We start from the raw sequence: 24650 nt of genomic DNA on the forward strand, positions 1-24650 counted from the left end.
TATGAGCATTGATGCTATTATATCGCCTGTCTTTCTATCTTTAAGAGTAGCTGCGTGTGCCACTATTCTCGTTACAATTTTAGGGACGATTGTCGGGCGAGCACTAGCTCGCTCCTCATGGCGATATAAAGTACTATTAGAAACCATATTTTTATTACCAATGGTACTTCCACCAACTGTTATCGGCTTCTTTCTCATTATCATCTTTGGAAACAACAGCCCGATCGGAAGGTGGGTTGAATCATTATTTCAGCAGTCTATTACGTTCACATCTACCGCTGCGATCATCGCTTCTACAGTTGTTGCATTTCCGCTTATGTACCAATCAGCGAAAACGGGATTTTCTATCGCAAATGTACAAATTGAAGAAAGTGCTCGTGACCTTGGCGCAAGTGAATATCAAGTTTTTCTGCACGTTACACTTCCGCTCGCATTTCCTGCATTACTAAGCGGGATGATTTTGAGCTTTGTCCGCGCGCTCGGTGAGTTTGGTGCTACACTCATGTTTGCCGGGAATATCCCTGGTAAAACACAGACAATCCCGACTGCAATTTACATGGCCATTGACGCAAGTAATATGCAACTCGCCTGGACACTTGTAGTTATTACTATCGGTATGTCACTCGTATTTCTACTATGTATTCAACTTATTAATAAAAGAATTACTAACTCTTAAAGCAGCTTTTTTCGAAGCTGCTTCTTTATTTCTTAGGAAATAAAATATACCACCGGGAAATAACTGAATTTTACCTCTTATTAAAATATACATTTTATTTGAATTCACTTTCTAAAATAGGCAATTTCCTGTTATTATATGGAGGTGTTTCAAAAAATGAAGAAATGAAAACGCATTTATATCGTGAATTCTTCATCCTGTTTTAGCGATCGGTAATCTTCTACTCTATTAGTGGGGCATTACCGATCGTTAGAACGATATGTAACTATATTGGTATAGCAAACCGAAGGGAGTCTTGTAATGGACATTTTATTAGCGCTTCTTCCTGCAATTGCATGGGGAAACATCTTATTAGTTAGCGTAAAAATGGGCGGTGGTGCATATAGCCAAACGGTAGGTATGACAATCGGTGCTCTATTCTTCGCAACAATTATGTATGTATTTACTCAACCAGCTTTAACAATGACAATCTTAATTGTTGGTTTTATTTCAGGTTTATTCTGGGCTTTAGGACAAGTAAACCAATTAAAAACAGTTGAAAAACTAGGTGTTTCAACTACTGTAACGATTTCTACTGGTATGCAACTTGTTGCAACTTCTATCTTTGGGGTTATCGCTTTCCGTGAGTGGACTACTACTACAACGATCATTCTGGGAACGATTGCAATCCTATTAATCGTAGTTGGTGTTGTATTCACATCATTAGATGATAAAGAAAATGCTCAGCCACCTGGACAATTGAAAAAAGGACTTCTTACTTTAATTGTTTCTACTTTCGGCTATCTTGTATATGTAATTATTATTCGTTGGTATAATATCGATGGTTGGTCTGCTATTTTACCACAAGCAGTTGGTATGTTTGTTGGTGCGGTTGTACTGACGTCTAAACATAAACCATTTAACAAATATGCAATCCGTAATGCTTTGTCTGGTTTACTATGGGGAACTGGAAACTTATTCTTACTTCTTTCATTACCACGTGTTGGAGTAGCAACAAGCTTCCCATTATCTCAAACTGGAATCGTTATCTCAACATTCGGTGCGATTGTATTCTTAGGTGAAAAGAAAACAAAACGTCAATTGATCTTTATTGCACTCGGTAGTGTTTTAATTATTGGCGGCGCTGTATTACTTGGTATGACAAAAGCATAATCTTATATTCTATTAGTAAACCCCTGAAGCATATGTACTTCAGGGGTTTTTAATTCTAATTATTTTCTAGATATAATTATTTGTATGTTCTTGCCCCTTATAATTGCCCTTCCACTCTAGCAAACCAGCTACACATATAAAGAGATTAATAATAGCTAATATTAGCATGACGTATAAACCAGTAGAAATATAAATTACAATGCTAACTACGTTATATAAAATCCATAAATGCCAGTTTTCTAATATTTTTCGACTTAACATAAATTGAGCCACTAGTCCCAATACGGCATTTAAAGCGTCTAAATATGGACTTGTTGACTCTAAATAACGGACTTGATAATAACCCCAACCAATCCAAGCAACTAAAATAAAACTTATATAAAAGGTCCACCCTTTCAAATCTAAACGAACCGTTGCTTTTACCTCTCCCTCCCCACTTCGTGCAATCCAATAATACCAACCATATACATTAAATATAAATTGAAAAGCGGCTAATACTGCCATTGCATATAAACCTTGTGTAATAAAAATGTATAAAAATACCGCAACAGTAATCATGCCAAATAAAAAGTTGGATACTTTTTCTCTCGCTAATAACCAAACATTAATGATCCCCATAATTGATGCGAAAATTTCAATATAACTCGATTGAATATACAATCCAACTAATACACAAATAATACTAGAAACAAGTAAAAAAAGTGGACTTCTAACCATATTTATCTCTCCCCAGATGTGTAATAAATTCCCTATCACCAGTATAAGGAATAGCCCTTTCCTTTACCATGAATTTCCTCCTTCTCATTATCCATTCCATCTACGGTAAGTCTTTTCTTTTTACAAAATTCTCTTAAAGATGATATCGTTTTTATAACATATCTCTACTAGAAAGGAATAAAGGATATGCCTAACAAACATCGAATTTTATTTATTGGTGCTGGTCGTATGGCAGAAGCTATATTTTCCGGATTACTTAAAACAAGCAAAGAATACATCGAAGAAATTATCATCTCTAACCGAAGCAACGTAGAAAAGTTAGAACAATTACAAAGGCGATATAATGTGTCTATTACAACGGATTGGAAGCAGCATATTACATCTGTCGATACGGTTGTTTTAGCAATGCCACCTTCTGCTCATGAAGAATTATTAGCTGAGCTATCTCCGTTAATATCAAATCAACTTGTCGTAACAGTAGCAGCTGGCATTGGACCATCTTATTTAGAAGCTAGACTCCCAAAAGGCACACCTGTTGCTTGGATTATGCCTAATACAGCTGCTGAAATTGGAAAGTCTATCTCCTTATATACAATAGGACAATCAGTAACCGAGATGCATCAAGAAACCCTGCAACTGCTTTTAAGAGGTATTGGTACTTCGCAACTTTGTACTGAGGAAGAAGTTCATCAGCTTACTGCAGTTACTGGAAGTGCACCAGCCTTCCTTTATTACTTTGCTGAAAGCTTAATTGAAGCAACAAAAAGTTATGGAGTCGATGAAGAAACCGCAAAACATCTTGTCATTCAAATGATTTCTGGCTCTGCTTCTATGCTCGAGCAAACGCAAAATCCAGCTAACCTCCGCGAACAAGTAACAACGCCAGGTGGTTCCACAGCTGAGGGTCTCAAAACTTTATACGAATATAATTTTTCAGAGGCAATTCAAAAAGCAGTAGAAGCAACAAACAAAAAAGCTAGGGGGAAATAATATGATTTTAACAAGTTTAAAAGATTATACAACATTACATAACGGTGTAAAAATGCCTTGGTTTGGTTTAGGTGTTTTTAAAGTAGAAGATGGTTCAGAAGTAATTGATTCTGTAAAAGCAGCAATTAAAAATGGCTACCGCAGCATCGATACTGCAGCAATCTATCAAAATGAAGAAGGCGTTGGACAAGCGATTCGTGAATCCGGTGTTTCACGTGAAGAATTATTTATTACCTCAAAAGTATGGAATAGCGATCAAGGATATGAAACAACACTTCAAGCATTTGAAACTACATTAGAGAAATTAGGTCTAGAATATTTAGATTTATATTTAGTACATTGGCCTGTAAAAGGGAAATATACTGAATCATGGAAAGCATTAGAAAAACTTTATAAAGATGGCCGTGTTCGCGCTATCGGTGTGAGTAATTTCCACATTCACCACTTACAAGACGTATTTGAAATTGCTGAAATTAAGCCAATGGTCAACCAAGTAGAATATCACCCACGTTTAGCACAAGAAGAGCTACATGCATTCTGTAAAGAACATAATATCCAGCTTGAAGCTTGGTCACCATTAATGCAAGGACAACTACTAGATAATCCAACGTTACAAGAAATTGCGACAAAATATAATAAATCAACTGCGCAAATTATTTTACGCTGGGATTTACAAAACGAAGTTGTAACAATCCCTAAATCAATTAAAGAACATCGCATTATTGAAAATGCAAACATCTTCGACTTTGAATTAAGTGCTGATGATATGAAAGCAATTCAAGCTTTAAATGAAGATCGTCGCGTTGGTCCAGATCCAGATAACTTTAACTTCTAGTAGAAAAACCACTGCCATATGCAGTGGTTTTTTCGTTTAAGAAAACTGAAAATTTAAACTATATTCCATTTGGTTGACACTTCATTATTCAAGGTGTAAGATTTTGAATTATCAAAGAAACACAAAAATTAATAAAATTTATTCGTTTACTCATTGTATCAAGAGAGGTGGAGGGACTGGCCCTTTGAAACCTCGGCAGCAGGTTCATTTTGAATACTGTGCCACTTCCTGCAAGCTTTATGCTTGAAAGATAGAATGAGGGACTTCGTTTATATACGGGTGCATAACTTGTACGTAAAAATCCCTCTTTCTCAATATGAAAAGAGGGATTTTTTATTTTTCATTTCCCTCATCATCATCCAAACTTAATTATTTAGGAGGAAAATCAAATGAAAAAGAAGTTTGTACCCGGTATTGCATCAGTTGTAGGAGTAAGTATTTTATTAACTGGTTGCGGTAGTTATAAAAACGAAGCAAGCGGAGCAAATGCAAAAGACGAGGCACCTAGCAAACAGGTTTTAAATTTATCTTCACCTACTGAAATACGAACAATGGATACGGCCCGTGCTACAGATACTGATTCTGGTCAAGTAATGAGAAACGTATTTGAAGGTTTGTATAATCTTGGTGAAGGTAACAAACCTTTCCCTGGCGTTGCAAAATCTCATGAAGTAAGTGGCGATAAAACAAAATACACATTCCATTTGCGAGATTCAAAATGGTCAAATGGCACTCCTGTTACAGCGAAAGATTTTGTGTTCGCTTGGCAGAGAGCCGTAGATCCAGCAACAGCCTCTGAATATGCATTTCTATTCTTTGATATTAAAAATGCAACAAAAATTAACAACAAAGAACTTCCAGCCGACCAACTTGGTGTAAAAGCAGTTGATGACCATACGTTTGAGGTAGAATTGGAGCGTCCTGTTCCGTATTTTATTAGCTTAACAGCGTTCCCAACATTTCTACCAATTAACGAGGAATTCTTTAAAGCACAAGGTGATAAGTACGCTTTAGAAGATAATACAATCTTGTACAATGGAGCTTTTACACTAAGCGATTGGAAGCACGAACAAAGCTTTAAATTTAAGAAGAACCCTACCTATTGGGATAAAGATACTGTCAAACTAGAAGAAATCAATTTTAACGTCGTAAAAGAAAAATCAACAGAAGTAAATTTATTCGAGTCAAAACAATTAGATCGTATAAAACTAACATCTGACTTCGTTGATAAATATAAAAAAGATGCTAACTTTAAAGAACGTCCAAATGTAGGCGTACAATTTTTACGCATGAATCAACAAAACAAAGTACTTCAAAACGTTTCTGCACGCCAAGCAATCGATCAAACAATTGATAGAAAATCCTTTGTAAATACGTTATTAAATGATGGCTCTACACCAACATTTGGTCTCGTTCCAAAAAACTTTGCAAAAGGACCTGAAGGAAAAGACTTCCGTACTGCAAACGGCGATTTAACAAAAGTTGATACAAAATCTGCACAAGAATTATGGAAAAAAGCTAAACAAGAGCTTGGTTCTGAAAAGATAACATTAGAATTATTAACGAGTGATGCTGACCTTGATAAGAAAACTGGTGAATTCTTAAAAGGGCAACTAGAAAAGAATCTAGATGGATTAACAGTAAATATAAAACCGCAACCGCGTAAGCAACAAGTTTCGCTTTTATTAAAAGGTGACTACGAAATCGGAATTGACGGCTGGAGCCCTGACTTTGCGGATCCAATTACATTCCTTGAGCTATTTACAACGAATAACCCTTATAACTTAGATCATTACTCTAATAAGGAATTCGATGAAACAATAGCAAAAGTGAAAACAACTTTAGCTGGTGATGAAAAAGCTCGCTGGGAAGCATTACTAGAATCCGAGAAAATATTATTTAAAGACTCTGTTATCGCTCCTCTTTACCAAAAAGGCGAATCTTATTTAGAACGTTCTTATGTGAAAGGAATTGTGCAAGTAGACTTTGCGGGTCAATTAAACTTCAAGTGGGCAAAAATTGAAAAATAAAGTAAAACCGTAATAAGTGGGGGTTCTTCATCCCCACTTATTATTAGCCCACACCAATTGTTTTTTTAGCAAAATATATTAAAAGTAGGTTCTCTCACACAAGAGAATCTACTTTTTTAATATATTATTCCAAGAAATTAACATTCTATTTTTATTATTGACATATAGTTCTTTCCAGTGTTAATATTCTAAATAATCAAAGAAACAAAATATTTCACCATCAAAATATAATGTCTACTAAGTTGAAACATATAACGATAGATTATAGCTCAACATGTATATACATATAGAACACCTGATTACCTATAAACAAATATTTATAATAGGTTCCATCTCCTTCTATAGCCACTTCAAGACATGGACATTATGACGTTACGAACAACACATTTAGGGAGGAACGAACAATGAAGAAAAAAGTTGTACCTGTTGTTGCATCTGTTTTAGGGGCAAGTCTATTACTAACTGCTTGCGGGGGAAATAAAGATAATGCAGGCGGAGCGAAAGCAAACGATAAAGTACCTGATAAACAAGCAATTAACTTATCATTCGCTTCAGAAATTCCAACAATGGATGTTGCAAAAGCAACGGATGGGGAATCCATGAATGTAATGCGCAATGTTTTTGAAGGCTTATATGCAATGGGAGAAGATAATAAACCGATTCCTGGTGTTGCTGAGTCGGTTGACATTAGTCCCGATAAAACAAAATATACATTCCATCTGCGTGATTCAAAATGGTCAAACGGTACTCCTGTTACAGCAAAGGACTTCGTCTTTGCTTGGCAACGTGCCGTAAATCCTGATACAGCAGCTGAATACGCATTCTTATTCTTCGATGTACAGAATGCGAAACAAATAAACCAAAAACAATTACCAATTGATCAACTAGGGGTCAAAGCTGTTGATGACAAAACGTTAGAAGTACAACTAGACCGTCCTGTTCCTTACTTCTTAAGCTTAACGACATTCTCAACATTCTTGCCAATTAATGAAGAGTACTTAAAGTCTCAGGGCGATAAATACGGTTTAGAAACAAATCATTTAATTTACAACGGTGCTTTCACATTAGATAACTGGAAACACGAACAAAGTTTCCAATTGAAGAAAAACCCTAACTATTGGGATGCTAAAACGGTAAAATTAGAAGAAATCAACTTCAATGTCGTTAAAGATAAGTCTACAGAAGTGAACTTATATGATTCAGGACAAATTGATCGCGTTGCTTTAACTGCAGAGTTTGTTGATAAATATAAGAGCGATCCAAACTTCAAGGAACGCGCTGAAGTCGGCATTCAATTCTTACGACTAAATCAGAAAAATGAAACATTAAAAAATCAACATGCACGCCTTGCTATTAACGGCGCAATGAATAAAAAGGCTTACGTAGAAACAATTTTAAATAACGGTGCTATTCCAGCTGAAGGAATGGTTCCTGCGAAATTTGCAAAGAGTCCAGAAGGCAATGACTTCCGTAAAGAAAATGGAAATCTAGTCAAGGATGATGTAAAAACAGCGAAAGAAAACTGGAAAAAAGCAAAACAAGAACTTGGTACTGACAAAGTAACAATCGAACTATTAACAAGTGACAATGCTTTAGCTAAAAAGACTGGTGAATATTTAAAAGGTGAATTAGAAAAAAACCTAGATGGATTAACAGTGAATTTAAAACCACAACCACGTAAACAACAGTTGAAACTACTATTAAGTGGTGACTATGAAATTGGTATTGACGGCTGGGGCCCTGATTTCGCTGATCCAATTACATTCTTAGATTTATTTACAACAGATAGTGCTTATAACTTCGATAAATACTCTAACAAAGAGTACGATGAGCTAATTCATAAAGTGAAAACAGATTTAGCTGGCGATGAAAAAGCACGCTTTGAAGCAATGAAGCAAGCTGAAAAAATTCTATTACAAGACGGCGCTGTCGCTCCTTTATACCAACAAGGTCGTTCTTACTTACAACGCTCTTTCATTAAAGGACTTGTAACGACTGACTTCGGCGGTGAATTTAACTACAAGTGGACAGAAGTTGCCAAATAATAAGAGCTAATAAAAAGGTATCCAATTGAGGATACCTTTTATAGCTAAAGTCTTCACTGCTACTAATTGTGTAACCAATACAATAACTAATAATGAAATAATATTTCTCTCTAAACTAACTCCTCCGAATATTATTGTATAATAGCCATTTGCTGCATATGTTACTTGAAATGGTTTGATACGTTTTAGAAAGCATTTCAGTACCTCCCTCACAACTTCAATTTACCATATACATACAAATCATTTTTGATTTAAATTGCGGATGAGCCCTTGTGACTGCAGGATAATAATTTATTTTCAACACATACATAATTACATGTTTTTGGGAAAAACTTGTATAGAACGAATTTACATAAGGAGGAATTTATAATGAGAATTCTACTATCAGTTTTATTAGCTCTTATGCTAGTACCTGCATTAACAGGATGTAAAGCCCCTGCAAAAGAAGACACAACTTCTAATAAAAAGACGACTGAAGAAGCAAAAAATGAGGCTCCTGCAGATTTAAAACTAAACTTTAATGAATTTAGTTTAGATGCAGACTATCAAGATACGAAGAAAGACTACGAAGCTGATTATAAAAATGTAGCCGCTGATAAGAAAATGGAAGCAAAGCTTGAAGACCATAAAACAAATGCAAAGTTTACAGGTGACGAGGCTATTACAAAATTAAGCCCACTTCTACAAGAATTAAAATTTGATAAAGATACTGCTGACCAAGAAGTAATCGATCAAGTAGTGAACGTGTTCAAACTTGATAAAGACTACCAAAAATTCGATTTAGAAGTTGTCTTCTCTGATGGAACGAAAAAAGAATATAAAAGAGAAATAAAATAAAGAAGTAGGCAATTGCCTACTTCTTTATTTTTTAATTTTTGCGTATCTTAGTTCTGGACTAGAACCGATAATGAACTGAACACCAGATACTGATGGTTTTTGTAAATATGAAGCACTTGGGAAAATAATTGGGATTAATGGTGAATCTGTAAACATAATATCTTCCGCTTTATGCAATAAGTCAAAACGCTTATCTTCGTTTTGTTCAACTTTTGCTTCTTTTACTAAAGCGTCAAATTCTTTATTATGCCATTTTGCATAGTTATTCGGACCATCACCTGCATATAAATCTAGTTTAGTAATTGGATCTAATAAAGAGCCGCCCCATCCCATATAAGCTAATTGGAAATCACTTTGCTTGTATGTGTCGATGTAACTCTTCCACTCTTTATTTTCTAATTTAATATCTACGCCAAGATTTTTCTTAAACATTTCTTGCATTGCTTCTGCTACTTTTTTATGTTGTGTATCTGTAGTGAATTTTAATGTTACTTCAGGTAATGTAGACCACCCTTGTTCTTTCATACCTTCTTCTAATAATTTTTTCGCTTCTGATGGATCAAATTTAACGTAATCACCTTTCTCTTTACGGAAATCACGACCACTTTGTGTTTTTGCTCCTTCTGGAACGAATGCATATGCTTCTTGCGCATTATTTTTATACAGTTTTTCAACGATAAATTTACGATCAACCGCTAATGAAAATGCTTTACGTACTTTCGCATTTGTAAACGGCTCTTTTTCTACGTTAAACGAATAAATATAAGATGAGAATCCTGCAACACGCTTATATTCTTTATTTCCTTTTTCTTTTTCAATCATCTCTTGTGGTAAACCACTTAGTAAATCTAATTCTTTTGATTTAAATAATTGATACGCTGTTTTAGAGTCTGGAATAATACGAAACTCAATTTCTTTTAATGTTACCTTTTTATCGTAGTATTCTTTATTTTTTTGTACTGTAATAGCCTGGTTATGCTTCCACTCTTTTAACTTGAATGGTCCATTCGTAATTAACTCTTTTGGATCTGTTTTTAATTTATTATTATCACCAATCGACTTTTTAGCTAATGGAATAAATAATGAGCTTGCTAATTTCTGTTTAATAGAAGCAACTGGATGTTCAAGAGTTACCTTTAATGTTTGAGGATCAACGACTTGAATACCAACTTGTCCCTCTTCACCTTTTCCAGTATTATATGCCTCTGCCCCTTTAATGAAATACATTTCTGTCGCATTCATAGAACCCGTTTTCGGATTTAATAATCGCTTCCATGCAAATTCAAAATCATTTGCCGTAATAGGAGAACCATCTGACCATTTAATATCTTTCTTCAAATGGATTGTATATTCAGTTCCATCAGCATTTACTTCTTCTTTCTCTGCTAATTCATTTTGATATTTCCCATCACTATCTTGCGTATATAAACTTGAAAACAACTGCCCAATGATATAACCTGACGTGCTATCTGTTGCAATAGCAGAATCAAGTGTGTATGGATCACTACTAATATTCGTTACTAATCGATCGCCTTCTCCCTTACCAGCACTCGCCTTTTGCGTCTCTTTCTTACCGCAAGCGACCGAAGTAATCGCTAAAACAGTCATAATGATAAACAGTAAAAACTTCTTCATCCTACATTCTCCTTTAACCCGAAATTTTTGGTGTTGATGCTAACAATGTTTTTGTATAAGAATGTTGTGGATTACGGAACACTTCGTCCGTATTTCCAAATTCAACAAGTTCTCCTTTATATAAGACAGCCACTTTTTCACATAAATAGTGAACCATCGGCAAATCATGTGCGATAAATAAATATGTATAGCCTTGTTCCTTTTGAATTTTTTGCAGCAGATGTACAATTTGAATTTGCAATGAAACATCTAATGCTGAAATTGGTTCATCAAGAATCAATACTTCTGGCTCACACAATAACGCTCTTGCAATAGCAATTCGTTGACGTTGTCCTCCGCTAAATTCGTGTGGATAGCGATCGATATATCGTCTATCTAATCCCACACGTTCTAGCGCATCACCTGCTACTTTATCCTTTAATCCTTTATCACCTATACCGAATGAAATATAACCTTCCGTTACGCTATCGCGTACTTTCCAGCGCGGATTTAATGCTGCTGTGGAATCTTGAAAAATGAACTGTACTTTCTGTAAAAAATCTCGCCTATGAGCTGATTTTAGCTTGTGAACGACTTGACCGTTATAATCAATTTCACCAGACGTTGGACTCTCAATCCCTGCTATGAGCTTTCCAAGTGTTGTTTTTCCTGAACCACTTTCACCAATAATGCCAAGTGTTGTTCCTTTCGGAATAGAAAGTGATATGTCTTTTAACGCTGTGATTTCTTTACTTTTACTTCCATACGTTTTCGTTACTTGCTTTATAGTAATTAAATCTGTCGTCATGAGGCATTCACCTTCTCTTTTGATTTCGCTTTATTATGCTCTAGAACATGTTGCCAACAATGTGAACTATGCTCCTTAGAATATGTGGTTCTCTCTGGAAAACGATGAATACATTCTTTTATCGCTACTGGACAACGATTTACAAAAGGACAACCAAAGCTATTTAATGTTTCAATGGAAGGTGTCGTTCCTTCTATAGCACGTAATACCTTTTCGGAATCATCCATATTCGGAATTGCTTGTAATAAACTTTTCGTATATGGATGTTTAGGAGAACCTATTACCTCCTGTATCGTTCCTTTTTCAACGACACGTCCCCCATACATAACAACTACTCGATCAGCTACTTCACGTACAAGTGCCAAATCATGTGTAATTAATAAAATACTCGTATTTTGTTTTTCTTTTCTTTCTTTTAATAGCCCCATAATTTGTTTCTGAATCGTTACATCTAACGCTGTTGTCGGCTCGTCTGCAATTACAAGCTTCGGGTGACAAGCAAACGCAATTGCTAAACAAATACGCTGCCTCATACCTCCGCTTAATTGATGTGGGTACTGTTCAAAGCGTTTCTCTGCTTCATGTATCCCTAAACCTGTTAACAAGTTAATCGCAATTTCCTTCGCTTCTCTTTTCGATTTTTTCCCATGTTGCAAAACTACTTCTGTAATTTGTTTGCCTACCTTCATCGTTGGGTTTAAAGATGAAAGCGGATCTTGAAATATAAAGGAAATATCTTTTCCGCGAATTTGATTCCATTCTGACTCTTGTAAATTCGTTAATTCCTTTGCTTGGAAAGCTATATTCCCATCATCGATATGAATTGATTCTTGATTCAAGCCGATAATGGATTGTGCTGTGACACTTTTTCCCGAACCACTTTCTCCTACAAGTGCAACTATTTCACCTTCGTTAATAGAAAAGGAAACATGCTTCACAATTGCTTGTTTACTATTCTCTTTTTCAACGGCTAACGTTACGTTTTCTAAAGATAAGATTTGTGCCATGTTTTTTCTCCTTTCGATTCCGTTTGACGATTTTTGGATCAATCGCATCTTGCAAACCATCACCAATTGCATTAAATGCGAACATAATGAGTGCAATCATGATTGCCGGGAAAAATAGCTGCCACCATTCTCCGCTCAATAATGTCCCGAGTGCATCATTCGTCATCGTCCCCCAACTTGCCGCTGGTGATTGTACTCCAAGTCCTATAAAGCTTAAAAATGATTCTGAAAAAATAGCTGCTGGAATTGTAAATGATAAATTCACGATAATAATCCCTGTTAAATTCGGAATTAAATGCCCATATATAATTTTCATATGTGATGTACCTAATCGCTCTGCTGCAATAACAAACTCTCGTTGTTTTAAAGATAAAACTTGCGCCCTAACGAGACGTGCCATACCAATCCATCCTGTTAATGCAAGGGCGATGATAATGGTAAAAAGACCTGGTTTCATAACAATTAATAGTAAAATAACAATTAATAAATATGGGATACCGTATAACACTTCGATTCCTCTTATAATCCACTCATCAATTAACGTTCCAAGGCGATTACGCCCTCTCACATATCCACTAAATCCACCAATCAGTACACCAAGACCTATATCGAGGGCAGCTGCTACTAATCCAACTGTTAGTGAAATCTTCCCACCAGCCCAAGTACGTGCCCAAATATCTCTCCCTAGATCATCTGTTCCAAACCAATGTTCACTACTCGGCGGTAAATTTGTTGCCTCTTTTACTTGTTCACTCGCAGTAAATGAAGTTAAACTTTCGCCAATAAGCGAGAAAACAATAATTAGCAATAACGTCACTGTTCCTAAAACTGCGATTGGATTCGATATAAACTTACGAAACACTTCTTTCTTTCTGCTAATCTTTTGCTGATCTTTATTTATCGTTAATTCTTTTTTCTCTTCTTTCGTTAATAACTGTTCATTAATCTCATAAGCCCCCATTTAAATATCCCCCCTCCTTATGTAATAGAACGAATACGCGGATCAACAATGCGATGAATAATATCTGTAATGAAAATACAAGCAATTAATAATGCACTATAGAAAATCGTTGTTCCCATAATCACCGGATAGTCTCGGTTAAAAATACTATCTACAAAATATTTTCCTAGGCCAGGAATTGAAAAGATTTTTTCAATAACGAAAGTCCCTGTTAAGAGTCCAGCCATTAACGGTCCAACAAATGTAAGTACTGGAACAATCGCATTTCGAAGAGCGTGTCTTATAATAATCTTCTTAATTGGTATACCTTTTGCTCTTGCTAGCTTAATATAATCACTCTGCAGTACTTCGATCATATTAGAACGAACAAACCTTGTAATAACTGCGATTGGCCCTAACGCTAATGCAAAGGATGGCAATACCGTATGTTCGAATGTTCCCCAAGAGGCTACTGGTAAAAACTCAAATTGGATAGCGAATACTTGTATAAATAGTGGTGCTAAAATAAAACTTGGAATAGAAATACCTAAAATTGCGAGCAAACTCACACTATAGTCAATTACTCTCCCATGATATAGAGCAGCAAATGTCCCTGCCGCAATTCCTACTAACAATGAAATAACAAGTGCTTGTAGACCAATAATTGCTGATGGACCAAAGCCAGTTGTTATAATTTCTGATACACCTTGCCCGGTTGATTGAACAGATTCACCAAAATCAAAATGAACTACACCGTCTAAATAAGCAACATATTGATTCCATAACGGTTCATCAAGGTGATACTTCGCTCTCATGTTTTGGATCACTTCTTCAGGAAAGATTTTTGCATCTGATGAAAATGGATCTCCCGGAATAATATGCATAATTAGAAATGTCACTGTCGTAATAACCCATAGTGTGAACACCATAACCGATAATTTTTTAATTACATACACTTCAATAACCCCCTAAACACATGAATTTACTTTGTTTTATGAATGTACTTTTTCCATTACTCCCTTTTCTCTTTTTAGAATACAAAAAGCCTTGATCTTAAAAAATAAGATCAAGGCTTAACAAACAAAGGCCCATCACTTATCTTTCAAGACTTGCTTGCTGGAATTAGCACGGTGTTCCTATTACAGAACCCGCTGCTGAGGTGTCATAGGGCCAGTCCCTCTACCTCTCTGGATAAGTAAATTGCTATATTATTATTTGGTTCAAATTGTATATTTCGAATTATAATTCTGAAAAATTGAAAAGTCAATCAAATTGGATAAATTTAGAAAAATCAGTTTTTAATTCATTTATCGAAATTACAGTTTTCGGCTTATAATAAAAAGAAATGATGTTAAAGGAGTTATAAGATGGACCCCTTACTTCTTGCTACTATAGGATTACCCTTAACAATCGTTATACTTTTCATCATCGGCTCCTATAAACTCTTTATTAAAAAGAAACGTATTACTTCTTTTTATACTCCTTTCGATAATATTACCGGGCAAACTATTTCCGAATTTCACGAAGAACAGAAAATATTAGTATCTGAGGATGAAGACGGAGATGGCAAGAAGAAAAAATAACCTTGCACAGGCAAGGTTATTTTTTCGTTTCTGCTTGAAAACGTTTATAGTATGTCGATGCTGTTGCGAAATTAATTTCTATATCACGAATCAACGATGAATCTTCTTCTTTAGCTAACTTCTGTAATTTTTTCATCGCTTGTTCCGATTCATTTAAGAAACCAACATATACCTCATGTTCTTGCTCTTTCGACTTCGGAACATGAATTTCTTTACGTATATTATCAATATCTTCTAACATGCTCGTTGTTACCTTTTTCACATCTTCTTTATATGTAGCCTTCGTTATTTCCTTACCGCCCTTTTCCTTTGCCACTTCAAATAGCTGCAGTGCGTTATTAATTTCTTTATTCATTTTCATATCGTATTTTTCATGTACTGCACGGTATTCTTTCATCTCTTCTGTTTGTTCAGTAGATTGCTCTACCTTTTCTTTCGGTTCTTTCGTATCTTTATTTCCATTACATCCTGCTAGAAGGATCATACTTCCCATTACAGCAATACCCAAAACCTTCTTCATCTCTTCTTCTCCTTTTATCTACAGCTACTACTCATTATAGTTTCTTTTATCTCCACTTGTTATTATACCGAGAACATCCTACTTTTTACACTTAAGACGATACCTTAATATACATACCAACATTTTTGTCACAGTATCGTCACTTTATGCAATTAAGTTTTGCAACGCTTTACTACATCACCTTACAAAAATGTAAGCACACATAAAGAACAAACCATGCTAGACTTACATATGCATAAAGCAAGCATATGTAAGTTTTTAAGGAGAATCATCTATGTACAACACAATGCGTTTTATGGAAGAAGATATTCGTGTCCTTATTCGCGAAAAATCACTTCATATTGAAAATACAGAGAGCCTTCGCCGTGTATTAAAAAAGAAGCATGCTCCATTTAAGTTAGCCCAATATTTAAAACAACAACATACAAATCAATTTCATACTGTGCTAAATATATCGGATAAATCATTAACAATCGAAATCATCGGTCATGTCTACATTGGAAACTTTGCAGATATCTTAAAAGAAATCCCACGTATACCGAAGATTGCTCCTATTATCGTTAAAAAAGCGTATAAAATTACCGATCATACTGATATTATCGACTGCGGAGAAAAAGAAGTCGATAGTAATCGCTGGGTGTGGGATAAACTTGCTGTTTTATATGATACGATCATGAATAATATGTATGGGGTATTTCAAAGAAATGAAAAAAAGAACTGATTCAAATATTTCCTTTGAATCAGTTCTTTTTTGTTAAGCCTCTAGGTTTTGTTTTTGCTGCATTTCAAACTGCTTCTCACTTCTTCTAGCCATAAATAGATAACATAATACAGCACCAATTTCACAAAGCGCAATAACAACACCCATCGGTAATGCTGTATTACTTCCACCAATACCTACTAGCGGAGCAACAAGTGCTCCTGAAATGAACTGTAATAAACCTAATAATGCTGACGCTGTTCCTGCAGCTTGCTTCTGATTTCTCATCGCTAACGAGAATCCAGTTGTTGATACAACACCGACACTTGATACAACAAGGAATAACGAGCATAAAACACCAATTAAACCTATTCCTAGTAAGATTGTCAGTAGTAAAGATAGACCACCAACAGCTGCAATAATAATGCCAGAGACAAATAATTTCTTCTCACTAACTTTACCCGCTAAGCGACCAGTAACCTGACTGGCAATAATAATACCAATACCGTTAATTGCAAAGAACAAACTAAATTGCTGTGGTGATGCTCCGTATATGTTCTGCAACACAAATGGTGAGCCCGAAATGTATGCAAACATCGCCGCTGTTACTAATCCTTGTGACAATGCATATCCCATAAACAGACGGTCCTTTAACAATTTTCCGTACGTCGCCAAAGTCCCTGACAAACCACCCGTTTCTCTTTCTTCAGGAGGTAATGTTTCACGCAATACAAAAGTAGCTGAGATTAACATGAATACGCTAATTGCTCCAAGAACGATGAAAACACCGCGCCACGTTGTAAACTGTAATAATTGCCCCCCAATAATCGGTGCCAAAATAGGTGCTGCTCCGTTTACTAACATAAGCAGTGAGAAAAACTTCGTCATTTCAGAACCTGAGTACATATCACGTACCATTGCACGTGATATAACAATCCCCGCTGATCCTGAAGCTCCTTGTAAGAAGCGCAATAACACTAAAGTCCAAATAGATGGCGCAATAGCACAAAGTAAAGAAGAAGCAACATAAATAATAAGAGCAATAATAAGAGGTTTGCGCCTTCCATAAATGTCACTAATTGAACCGACAAATAATTGTCCTACTGATAACCCAAGTAAACAAGCTGTCAATGTAAGCTGCGCTAGGGATGCACCTGTTTGTAAATCATCCGTTAACTTTGGTAACGAAGGCAAATACATATCAATAGATAATGGTCCAATCGCCGTAAGTGTTCCTAATACAAGAATCATCCATAACCTGTTCATCTTTACAGGTTTATATATTTCGTGATTAACTTCATTCACTTTTTCCATTCACCCTTTCCTATACACACTGAATCGTAACAATTATAGTTACATCATAAACATACGTCAAGTACAGCGCATTTTCCTCTTTCATAACGTAAAAAAAAAGCGATAGAGATTCTATCGCTTTACTTTTTCACATTACTATTCGTAAATTTGGATACCGAGGCCATCGTCTCTCCCGTATCTAAATATGTAATTTGAATTGGATCTCCCACTTCTGTAAACATAGCATACGGGAATTTCTTCACTGGTATCATAAATACCTTTTGTTCATTCTCTAAAAGTACGTACACGATTGTATTTTCACCTGATTTCTCTTTATATACACGTTGTACAATACCTTCTTTTTGCGCTTCTTTTCCTGTTGAGGTTGGTCTAAAGGTATCACCATTACCGCTCATTACGTTTTTATAATTCTCAAGCGCTTCTTTCTGCGTCGAACCTGTCGCAAATATTTTTGCATTAGCAGCATATACAACTGTATGTGCACGTACTAGGCCTCCGTCATCAACAACCGGAATAATCCAAGCTGGTTTTCCGTATACGTTATAAATGACAGGCATTGTCCCATGCCATTTCTCTCTCTTAAAGGAATTATCCACTACTTCTGTAGCTGCTGAACCATCCATAATCCCCTTCACTTCTTTTCCATTATAGTAATATAGCTTGCCTGTGCGTGCATCTACTAATGAATAGCCTAGGGCTGAATCTACTCCTTCTTTTGGAGAAGTAAAGTCTGTAAAATAATACAGTGTTCCATCTTTACCAAAGATCGGGGTCACGCCTTCTTTCGTTCCCCACTCAGTCGGAATTTTCATATCTGTTTGTGAGAATTTCGTATTCCAAAATCCGTGAATATATTTGCCAAAGTACGTATTTAACGTAGATGCAGTCTCATGATTTAATACACCATCAACAAATTTAGGTGCCTTTCCTTTATCATATCTTTTCACTTCTCCTGTTTGTGCATCTACTACGACAACACCTTCTACCTCAAATCCAGATCTTCCTGAAATAAATTCACCATACGTCATTGTATAATATGGTTTTCCTTTATCATCAACCTCAAATTTAGGTTTTCCTTTAAAGATTAAATTTGGTTCTGCTTGCCTTACCACACGCTCTAAATTATTACCAAAAAACATGCTTGGCACATATTTCATTTTATAACCGAGGTGCAGTTTCGCTTCCGCATCAGGATTCGTACCTGACATCGTTACATACCCTGGAATTATCTCAGCTTTACGCGCTTTAAAAAATCCTGAAACTTCAATCGGCGCTACATATAAAGCTTCGCCGTTTACCATTTGTGGCGTTAATTCTCCTAGCTCAAAATAAGCTACTTTCGGAATATCACCAAATACTTTTTTCATCTTATTCTCCGCTGTCTTTGGCGGCACTGTAAACGGCTGGTCATTTTCAGTAAATGGCTCTGAAATATCTTTCTCTATCTTAACAACAGAATCATATTTCTTTTGCGAGATTACTATATCGTGCAAATATCCAAAGTAGCCGTAACTTGCGAGTAAAATAAACATTAGAAGTCCTTTTAATGTACCTTCTAATTTCCCTATTTGATCTTGTGAAAATAAAACAAGCCCAATTAAAATTGCTACTGCAACAGAATAATGAGTAAGAATCGAGTCTACTCGATCATCAATTAGCCAAAAGTATTCATAGATTGCAATACCTATCCAAAATAAAACAGGAATAACTAAAATAGATGATTTCTTACCCTTTACAACCTTCTTATCTCCCTTCTTATCCACTGCTCGAAGCTTACTACTACTTCTTGTCCATGGAATCAAAAACAAAGTAAGAATAGCTAAAACTACAAATTTCATCAAAGGCACTGTCCCCTTTTCTTTTGTATTCCCTTTTAGTATAACAAATAAAGGGTATTAAGGTGAAAATAGGAATAGTTATATTTTTTTACTACTTAATACAATCCCGCTCACTACATATAGAATAGATGCAATATAAAAAATTGTACCAATCGTAAAGAAATCTACTAAATATCCCGTGGCAATAACCGCTACTGCTCCGCCAATGGATGTCCACACATGGTATTTTCCAATCTCATAACCAGCCTTTTCCTGCGCAACCTTTCGTGCTAATGAAGTCTTCTCAGTATTACGCTGCACAGCACCTAAAACTCCCATTACAATTTGAAGAATATACACATGCCATACTTCCGTGGCAATCGGAAAGCAAAGCATTAAGATTGCCATGGACCAAGCGTATATGATTAATAATTTTTTATCACCTACTTGATCAGATACCTTTCCCACTAGTGGATATACAAGTGCTGATGTTAAAGCAAATAAGCCATACGCCCAGCCAAATTGCGAGAAGCTATTTCCAACGTTTCGAAGTAATAATATATAAAAAGGAAATACCATACTTCCTGCCATCATGATAATACTTTGCGAAGCCACAAATCTTCTATATGTCATTTCGTATACTCCCTATAAAATAAATTAACAAATCTCTCTTCTGAATCTACTTCCTTCTTTTTCTTGAGAAATTCTTCAATATGAGGATATGCCCTTTTTAACTGCTCTTTCGTTGGATAAGAATAGTACGGCAAATAGTAACTACCGTTATGCTTTAAAGTAACATCAATCATCTTCCGAATGACATCCTCTGTTTTCTTTATCTCACTCTCTGAGCGTCCCTGGTTAATCAAAAGAACCAGCGCAAACATATCATCTTTCGCATAGGACAAAACTGCATTTTCATTCTTTTCCACGTAACGAATCGTAATGTTGAGTAAATTAAACTCTTCTTCATTTAATGCGTTACGTAAATCATCTATATACTTCGTGAAAGCATCTATAGGCACAAAGTATTCTTGTAACACTTCGGTCCTATTTTGATTTTCATATTCCATAAAAGCACTATCTGATCTCATAACATTATTACGCGTCTCATACTTTCCATCTGTACGTTCAAAATAACCTCTTTGTATATCCCAAAATGTATTCTTTCCCCAATCACTATAACGTGATAACCCAAGTAAAAATTTAGGTGCAGCTATAATATTTTCTTCCTTTAATTCACTGTACTCTTCTCTCATATTTTGATTTTGTGCCAAAGTATAATCCGTCACATACATCTCTTTTAAAAATGAATTTGGAGCAACAGAAATACGCGCTAAGTGCATACGAACATTCTCATCTCTTTTCACTTTCTCTTTGAAATAAGATGCGTATTCTTTATAATCTATCATTCTCGTGTGCATTTCATATAATTCATCTTCTGTTAACTTCAGCGTCACATCTAAAATAACTCCAAATAAACCGTAACCACCAATGACATATGGAAATAACTCTGCATTTTCTTCTCTACTTACATTACGTACCGTGCCATCTGCCATTAACAATCTGAATGACTCTACTGTATCAATTAGTGCCTCATGACGAATATCACGCCCATGTACATTTACACTTAATGAACCACCAACAGTAAAAATATTTTGAGACTGCATGACCTGTACCGCAAGGCCATATGGATTTATTTTCTTCTGAATATCATTCCACGTGACACCACTTTGAACTGTAATACGCTTCTTCTCTGGATCGAATTCTAATATTTTATTATATCCTTTCATATCAAGCATCGTGCCATTCGGATAATATGTCTGTCCTCCTTGGCTATGTTGCATGCCTGCAATGGAAATTTTCTCTCCTGAAACTTTTGCATCTCGCACTAATTTTATTAACGAGTGCTCTTCCGTAGCACTTTCAACACGTTTTATTTTTGTCGGAAGCAATTTACCTACATCACTCATAATAGGATGATCAATTTGTTTTTTATACGTATGTACAGACGTTGCAAGCAAAACCGTATATGCGACAATGACCACTACTATCTTTCTTTTTTTCAAAGGACACTCTCCTTATTAGCAACAAAAAGAGATACCCGTTCTTTCAGGTACCTCTCTTGACAGTGATTACTTTGCTGCTGGCAATTGTATTGGATCAAATTTATCATACGATGTAAACTTCGCATCCGTAATAATGTGCGCTTTATCCTCACCATTGCTACTCATAACCATATCTATCTTTGCTGATTCATATTTAAAATCTTTTGTAATAATATATTCCCCATCTATTTCTTCTATCTTTGCATTTTGGCCTTGTAGCATTTTTTTCTGCTTTTCATCCATACTAGCTAGCATACTCTCTGTCTCTTGCCCTTTTAATGCAAACTTCAGCTTATAATTATCTCCACTTTTCTCCATCTTCACTTTATTTAAAATTTCCGATGGAATCTCTAAATTATCTACCATTCCTTGAGTCGCGTTCATTCCGTTAGCATTTAATTGTTCCTCTGGTACAGACATAACTTCACCCGTATTAGGATTTTTCAACTGACCAGCAATTTTGCCACCCACATCATAAACAACAACCTCTGTACCAGAAACATTCATTTCAGAACGAGAATTTTTTTTCTTCGGCTCTAGTTGCATTTTGGCCTTTATTACATTCATCTCTGTTCCTTCAGCCTTTATTCCCACATCATATGTCATCGTTACATTTTCTTCGTTTTTAAAAGCTTCATTCGCTTTATTGAAAACATCCTTCGCTGTTAATTCCTTTTCTTTCTGCACAGCTTCTTTTTTCGGTTCATCAGTCTTTTTTGTTTTCTCATTACTACACCCTACTCCTAGACCGACTGCAAGTACTAAACTTGAAATTAAAATAAGTTTTTTCATAACGTCCCCTCCTTCCCCAAAATAATATCATCTCTTTTCCTATTAAATCTATATAATTCGTAATATTTATCTTTAAATTTATTTCCTATATAACAACATGTTTGAGAAAAAGTTTAAATATGATGTAAATAATAACAACTCATTTCAGGAGGTCATTATGAAAGCGATTATTTGCACAAAGTATGGACCACCTAATGTTCTCCAGCTTCAAAATGTAGAAAAGCCTAAACCTAAAAAAAATGAAGTATTAGTTAAAATTCACGCAACAAGTGTATCGACTGGAGATTGTAGAATACGTGGCTTTAATAGCCCCCTCTTATTTTGGATTCCTATGCGGATCATATTAGGTTTCAGAAAACCGAGAAAACCTATACTTGGCGTAGAGTTGTCCGGTGAAATCGAAGACATTGGATCAGATGTAACACAATTTAAAAAAGGTGATCCAGTTTTTGCATTAACAGAACTAAATCTTGGTGGTTATGCCGAATACACATGCGTGCATGAAAGTGGATTAATAGCATTAAAACCTACCAATGTGACCTATGAAGAAGCTGCCGTTATTCCTTTTGGCGGAACTTCAGCATTGCACTTCCTTAGAAAAGGACAGATAAAAAAAGGGCAACAAGTACTTATATACGGCGCCTCTGGGTCAGTAGGGACAGCTGCCGTACAACTTGCTAAATACTTCGGGGCGACTGTCACAGCCATTTGTAGTAGTTCGAATTTCGATTTAGTAACAGCTTTAGGTGCAGACAACGTAATTGATTATATGAAAGAAGATTTTACTAAGCGGGGCGATCACTACGATATTATATTTGACGCAGTTGGAAAATATAATAAGTCTCTTTGTACAGATGCATTAATGCCTAATGGAAAATATGTATCTGTGAACGGAATGATGGCAAAGGTCAGTAAAGAAGATATGAACCTACTAAAACAACTAGCTGAAACAGAAAAGCTAAAACCTGTCATTGATAGAACTTACCGATTAGAAGAAGTTGTAGAAGCCCATACGTATGTAGAAATGGGCCATAAGAAAGGAAATATTTCGATTACCTTAAAATAAAATATATTCTGAAAATATCATTGACAATTCTTTCTGTACGATTTACTATTAGTACCATATTCAAAACTACATACACATACTCTTATCAAGAGTGGCGGAGGGACTGGCCCGATGATGCCCGGCAACCGAGCTTATGACGTATAAGCTAAGGTGCTAATTCCTGCAAAACGAGTTTTCGTTTTGGAAGATAAGAGAGGAATCTATTTCGTCTATTCGGCACCTCTCTTATTTTTGGGAGGTGCTTTTTATTTTGGAACGTATATGAAGGGGGATTTATAGATGAAAAAGGTATTATTAAGCATTGTAAGCGGAGCAGTATTATTATTAGGCGCATGTAGCGCGAGTTCAGATAAAGAGGTAAAAGCATTAGACGAGAAAAAGATTACTGTCGGTGTAACAGGTGGGCCGCATGAACAAATTTTTGAAAAGGTAAAAGAAGTTGCCGCAAAAGATGGCCTCGAAATTGATATAAAAGTATTTAATGATTATGTAGCGCCAAACGTATCTTTAGATGAAAAAAGCCTTGATGTAAATAGCTACCAAACAAAATCGTATTTAGATGTATTTAAAGCTGAACGCAATATGAAATTAGCTGAAGTATTTTCAACAGTAACATTCCCTATGGGCGTATATTCTAAAGATATAAAAGATGTAAAAGACTTAAAAGACGGCGATGCAATTGCTGTACCAAATGACCCAACGAATGAACTTCGAGCTTTAAAATTATTTGAAAAAGCAGGGGTTTTAAAAGTTGATCCAAAGGCTACAGAAAAAGCGACTGCAAAAGATGTAATTGAAAATCCAAAAAAATTAAAGATTGTCGAATTAGAGGCATCTCAATTACCAACGCAACTAAGTGAAGTGAAAGCAGCTGCAATTAACACAAACTTTGCATTAGGTGCAAAATTAAGTCCGGCGAAAGATTCTATTTTCCGCGAAGGAAAAGATTCACCATATGTGAACTGGGTTGTTGTTCGTACTGAAAATAAAGATGATGCCGTTGTAAATAAATTAAAGAAAGCTTATCAATCTAAAGAAGTAAAAGAGTTTATCGAGAAAAAATTTGATGGTTCAGTTTTACCATCTTGGTAGGAGCTGACGA

23 protein-coding genes, 1 pseudogene and 3 riboswitches are annotated in these 24650 nt (G+C 35.5%); of the genes and pseudogenes, 11 read left to right on the forward strand and 13 right to left on the reverse strand.

Annotation, left to right across the window (positions count from 1 at the left end; translation table 11 throughout):
• Window position 1: 1 nt before the first annotated feature.
• Entirely contained in the window at window positions 2-676 is a 675-nt protein-coding gene (modB, locus tag ACS2FK_RS27225; RefSeq protein WP_063546219.1) for a molybdate ABC transporter permease subunit, read from the forward strand.
• Between the two features lie 300 nt (window positions 677-976).
• Entirely contained in the window at window positions 977-1828 is an 852-nt protein-coding gene (locus tag ACS2FK_RS27230) for a GRP family sugar transporter (RefSeq protein ID WP_000353544.1), read from the forward strand.
• A gap of 66 nt (window positions 1829-1894) precedes the next feature.
• On the opposite strand, the gene pnuC is transcribed toward ACS2FK_RS27230, so the two are convergent.
• Complete coding sequence (gene pnuC / locus ACS2FK_RS27235) at window positions 1895-2545, reverse strand: nicotinamide riboside transporter PnuC (protein WP_000252483.1); 651 nt, start codon at window positions 2543-2545, stop codon at window positions 1895-1897.
• Window positions 2546-2731: 186 nt separating this feature from the next.
• Between pnuC and proC the strand changes: the two genes are divergently transcribed.
• From proC to ACS2FK_RS27255, 4 genes are all read left to right on the forward strand, one after another.
• Window positions 2732-3535, forward strand: coding sequence for a pyrroline-5-carboxylate reductase (proC, locus tag ACS2FK_RS27240; protein WP_063546217.1), 804 nt, complete (start codon window positions 2732-2734; stop codon window positions 3533-3535).
• Between the two features lies 1 nt (window position 3536).
• Window positions 3537-4370: an aldo/keto reductase gene (locus ACS2FK_RS27245; protein WP_000604196.1), complete on the forward strand. Its 834-nt coding sequence runs from the start codon at window positions 3537-3539 to the stop codon at window positions 4368-4370.
• 152 nt (window positions 4371-4522) lie between these two features.
• Window positions 4523-4627, forward strand: a riboswitch (SAM riboswitch).
• Window positions 4628-4759: 132 nt separating this feature from the next.
• On the forward strand, window positions 4760-6400 hold the full coding sequence (locus ACS2FK_RS27250; protein WP_000726449.1) for a peptide ABC transporter substrate-binding protein: 1641 nt from the start codon (window positions 4760-4762) through the stop codon (window positions 6398-6400).
• Window positions 6401-6804: 404 nt separating this feature from the next.
• Entirely contained in the window at window positions 6805-8445 is a 1641-nt protein-coding gene (locus tag ACS2FK_RS27255; RefSeq protein ID WP_000731063.1) for a peptide ABC transporter substrate-binding protein, read from the forward strand.
• 6 nt (window positions 8446-8451) lie between these two features.
• On the opposite strand, the pseudogene ACS2FK_RS27260 reads toward ACS2FK_RS27255, so the two are convergent.
• Window positions 8452-8644 (reverse strand): annotated as a pseudogene (locus tag ACS2FK_RS27260) (hypothetical protein); the annotation flags it as partial.
• A 170-nt stretch (window positions 8645-8814) separates the two neighbouring features.
• Here ACS2FK_RS27260 and ACS2FK_RS27265 point away from each other — a divergent pair.
• Complete coding sequence (locus ACS2FK_RS27265; RefSeq protein ID WP_053565429.1) at window positions 8815-9282, forward strand: YusW family protein; 468 nt, start codon at window positions 8815-8817, stop codon at window positions 9280-9282.
• 24 nt (window positions 9283-9306) lie between these two features.
• Here ACS2FK_RS27265 and ACS2FK_RS27270 read toward each other — a convergent pair whose 3' ends face one another.
• The 5 genes from ACS2FK_RS27270 to ACS2FK_RS27290 are packed head-to-tail and all read right to left on the reverse strand — an operon-like array spanning window position 9307 to window position 14607.
• Window positions 9307-10917 carry a peptide ABC transporter substrate-binding protein gene (locus tag ACS2FK_RS27270; protein ID WP_063546215.1) on the reverse strand — a complete coding sequence of 537 codons (1611 nt, stop codon included), beginning with the start codon at window positions 10915-10917 and terminating at the stop codon, window positions 9307-9309.
• A gap of 13 nt (window positions 10918-10930) precedes the next feature.
• Window positions 10931-11704, reverse strand: a complete 774-nt coding sequence (locus ACS2FK_RS27275; protein ID WP_063546213.1) for an ABC transporter ATP-binding protein — start codon at window positions 11702-11704, stop codon at window positions 10931-10933.
• Complete coding sequence (locus tag ACS2FK_RS27280; RefSeq protein WP_000057272.1) at window positions 11701-12711, reverse strand: ABC transporter ATP-binding protein; 1011 nt, start codon at window positions 12709-12711, stop codon at window positions 11701-11703. The genes ACS2FK_RS27275 and ACS2FK_RS27280 overlap by 4 nt, the downstream gene beginning before the upstream one ends.
• Window positions 12668-13672 (reverse strand): ABC transporter permease, encoded by a 1005-nt coding sequence (locus tag ACS2FK_RS27285; RefSeq protein ID WP_063546211.1) that lies wholly within the window; start codon window positions 13670-13672, stop codon window positions 12668-12670. Before ACS2FK_RS27285 ends, ACS2FK_RS27280 begins: the two co-directional genes overlap by 44 nt.
• Before the next feature lie 17 nt (window positions 13673-13689).
• Complete coding sequence (locus tag ACS2FK_RS27290) at window positions 13690-14607, reverse strand: ABC transporter permease (protein WP_000289326.1); 918 nt, start codon at window positions 14605-14607, stop codon at window positions 13690-13692.
• Between the two features lie 136 nt (window positions 14608-14743).
• Window positions 14744-14849: riboswitch (SAM riboswitch) on the reverse strand.
• 169 nt (window positions 14850-15018) lie between these two features.
• Here ACS2FK_RS27290 and ACS2FK_RS27295 point away from each other — a divergent pair.
• The gene (locus tag ACS2FK_RS27295; RefSeq protein WP_048655823.1) at window positions 15019-15234 is read left to right on the forward strand and encodes a DUF3951 domain-containing protein; all 216 of its coding nucleotides are present in this window, start codon (window positions 15019-15021) and stop codon (window positions 15232-15234) included.
• 16 nt (window positions 15235-15250) lie between these two features.
• Here ACS2FK_RS27295 and ACS2FK_RS27300 read toward each other — a convergent pair whose 3' ends face one another.
• Entirely contained in the window at window positions 15251-15754 is a 504-nt protein-coding gene (locus ACS2FK_RS27300) for a hypothetical protein (RefSeq protein ID WP_063546209.1), read from the reverse strand.
• 274 nt (window positions 15755-16028) lie between these two features.
• On the opposite strand from ACS2FK_RS27300, the gene ACS2FK_RS27305 reads away from it, so the two are divergent.
• The gene (locus ACS2FK_RS27305) at window positions 16029-16475 is read left to right on the forward strand and encodes a hypothetical protein (protein WP_063546207.1); all 447 of its coding nucleotides are present in this window, start codon (window positions 16029-16031) and stop codon (window positions 16473-16475) included.
• Window positions 16476-16508: 33 nt separating this feature from the next.
• On the opposite strand, the gene ACS2FK_RS27310 is transcribed toward ACS2FK_RS27305, so the two are convergent.
• The 5 genes from ACS2FK_RS27310 to ACS2FK_RS27330 form a co-directional block, all read right to left on the reverse strand.
• Window positions 16509-17768, reverse strand: a complete 1260-nt coding sequence (locus ACS2FK_RS27310) for a multidrug effflux MFS transporter (RefSeq protein WP_141435916.1) — start codon at window positions 17766-17768, stop codon at window positions 16509-16511.
• A 119-nt stretch (window positions 17769-17887) separates the two neighbouring features.
• Window positions 17888-19606, reverse strand: a complete 1719-nt coding sequence (locus ACS2FK_RS27315; protein ID WP_063546205.1) for a DUF3981 domain-containing protein — start codon at window positions 19604-19606, stop codon at window positions 17888-17890.
• Between the two features lie 78 nt (window positions 19607-19684).
• The gene (locus ACS2FK_RS27320; protein WP_000222367.1) at window positions 19685-20218 is read right to left on the reverse strand and encodes an MFS transporter; all 534 of its coding nucleotides are present in this window, start codon (window positions 20216-20218) and stop codon (window positions 19685-19687) included.
• Window positions 20215-21651 carry an FAD-binding oxidoreductase gene (locus ACS2FK_RS27325; protein ID WP_063546203.1) on the reverse strand — a complete coding sequence of 479 codons (1437 nt, stop codon included), beginning with the start codon at window positions 21649-21651 and terminating at the stop codon, window positions 20215-20217. The genes ACS2FK_RS27320 and ACS2FK_RS27325 overlap by 4 nt, the downstream gene beginning before the upstream one ends.
• Window positions 21652-21717: 66 nt before the next feature.
• Window positions 21718-22482: a DUF6612 family protein gene (locus ACS2FK_RS27330; RefSeq protein ID WP_000733614.1), complete on the reverse strand. Its 765-nt coding sequence runs from the start codon at window positions 22480-22482 to the stop codon at window positions 21718-21720.
• 157 nt (window positions 22483-22639) lie between these two features.
• Here ACS2FK_RS27330 and ACS2FK_RS27335 point away from each other — a divergent pair, with 157 nt between their 5' ends.
• On the forward strand, window positions 22640-23548 hold the full coding sequence (locus ACS2FK_RS27335; protein WP_000643858.1) for an NAD(P)-dependent alcohol dehydrogenase: 909 nt from the start codon (window positions 22640-22642) through the stop codon (window positions 23546-23548).
• A 79-nt stretch (window positions 23549-23627) separates the two neighbouring features.
• Window positions 23628-23742: riboswitch (SAM riboswitch) on the forward strand.
• 85 nt (window positions 23743-23827) lie between these two features.
• Window positions 23828-24640, forward strand: a complete 813-nt coding sequence (locus ACS2FK_RS27340) for a MetQ/NlpA family ABC transporter substrate-binding protein (protein ID WP_000756981.1) — start codon at window positions 23828-23830, stop codon at window positions 24638-24640.
• Window positions 24641-24650 lie beyond the last annotated feature (10 nt).

Source organism: Bacillus cereus group sp. BceL220 (assembly GCF_051776965.1).
Taxonomy (GTDB): domain Bacteria; phylum Bacillota; class Bacilli; order Bacillales; family Bacillaceae_G; genus Bacillus_A; species Bacillus_A cereus.

Coding starts and splice junctions, on each gene's coding strand:
- modB (WP_063546219.1), top strand. CDS start 2: ATGAGCATTGATGCTATTATATCGCCTGTCTTTCTATCTTTAAGAGTA.
- ACS2FK_RS27230 (WP_000353544.1), top strand. CDS start 977: ATGGACATTTTATTAGCGCTTCTTCCTGCAATTGCATGGGGAAACATC.
- pnuC (WP_000252483.1), bottom strand. CDS start 2,545: ATGGTTAGAAGTCCACTTTTTTTACTTGTTTCTAGTATTATTTGTGTA.
- proC (WP_063546217.1), top strand. CDS start 2,732: ATGCCTAACAAACATCGAATTTTATTTATTGGTGCTGGTCGTATGGCA.
- ACS2FK_RS27245 (WP_000604196.1), top strand. CDS start 3,537: ATGATTTTAACAAGTTTAAAAGATTATACAACATTACATAACGGTGTA.
- ACS2FK_RS27250 (WP_000726449.1), top strand. CDS start 4,760: ATGAAAAAGAAGTTTGTACCCGGTATTGCATCAGTTGTAGGAGTAAGT.
- ACS2FK_RS27255 (WP_000731063.1), top strand. CDS start 6,805: ATGAAGAAAAAAGTTGTACCTGTTGTTGCATCTGTTTTAGGGGCAAGT.
- ACS2FK_RS27265 (WP_053565429.1), top strand. CDS start 8,815: ATGAGAATTCTACTATCAGTTTTATTAGCTCTTATGCTAGTACCTGCA.
- ACS2FK_RS27270 (WP_063546215.1), bottom strand. CDS start 10,917: ATGAAGAAGTTTTTACTGTTTATCATTATGACTGTTTTAGCGATTACT.
- ACS2FK_RS27275 (WP_063546213.1), bottom strand. CDS start 11,704: ATGACGACAGATTTAATTACTATAAAGCAAGTAACGAAAACGTATGGA.
- ACS2FK_RS27280 (WP_000057272.1), bottom strand. CDS start 12,711: ATGGCACAAATCTTATCTTTAGAAAACGTAACGTTAGCCGTTGAAAAA.
- ACS2FK_RS27285 (WP_063546211.1), bottom strand. CDS start 13,672: ATGGGGGCTTATGAGATTAATGAACAGTTATTAACGAAAGAAGAGAAA.
- ACS2FK_RS27295 (WP_048655823.1), top strand. CDS start 15,019: ATGGACCCCTTACTTCTTGCTACTATAGGATTACCCTTAACAATCGTT.
- ACS2FK_RS27300 (WP_063546209.1), bottom strand. CDS start 15,754: ATGAAGAAGGTTTTGGGTATTGCTGTAATGGGAAGTATGATCCTTCTA.
- ACS2FK_RS27305 (WP_063546207.1), top strand. CDS start 16,029: ATGTACAACACAATGCGTTTTATGGAAGAAGATATTCGTGTCCTTATT.
- ACS2FK_RS27310 (WP_141435916.1), bottom strand. CDS start 17,768: ATGGAAAAAGTGAATGAAGTTAATCACGAAATATATAAACCTGTAAAG.
- ACS2FK_RS27315 (WP_063546205.1), bottom strand. CDS start 19,606: ATGAAATTTGTAGTTTTAGCTATTCTTACTTTGTTTTTGATTCCATGG.
- ACS2FK_RS27320 (WP_000222367.1), bottom strand. CDS start 20,218: ATGACATATAGAAGATTTGTGGCTTCGCAAAGTATTATCATGATGGCA.
- ACS2FK_RS27330 (WP_000733614.1), bottom strand. CDS start 22,482: ATGAAAAAACTTATTTTAATTTCAAGTTTAGTACTTGCAGTCGGTCTA.
- ACS2FK_RS27335 (WP_000643858.1), top strand. CDS start 22,640: ATGAAAGCGATTATTTGCACAAAGTATGGACCACCTAATGTTCTCCAG.
- ACS2FK_RS27340 (WP_000756981.1), top strand. CDS start 23,828: ATGAAAAAGGTATTATTAAGCATTGTAAGCGGAGCAGTATTATTATTA.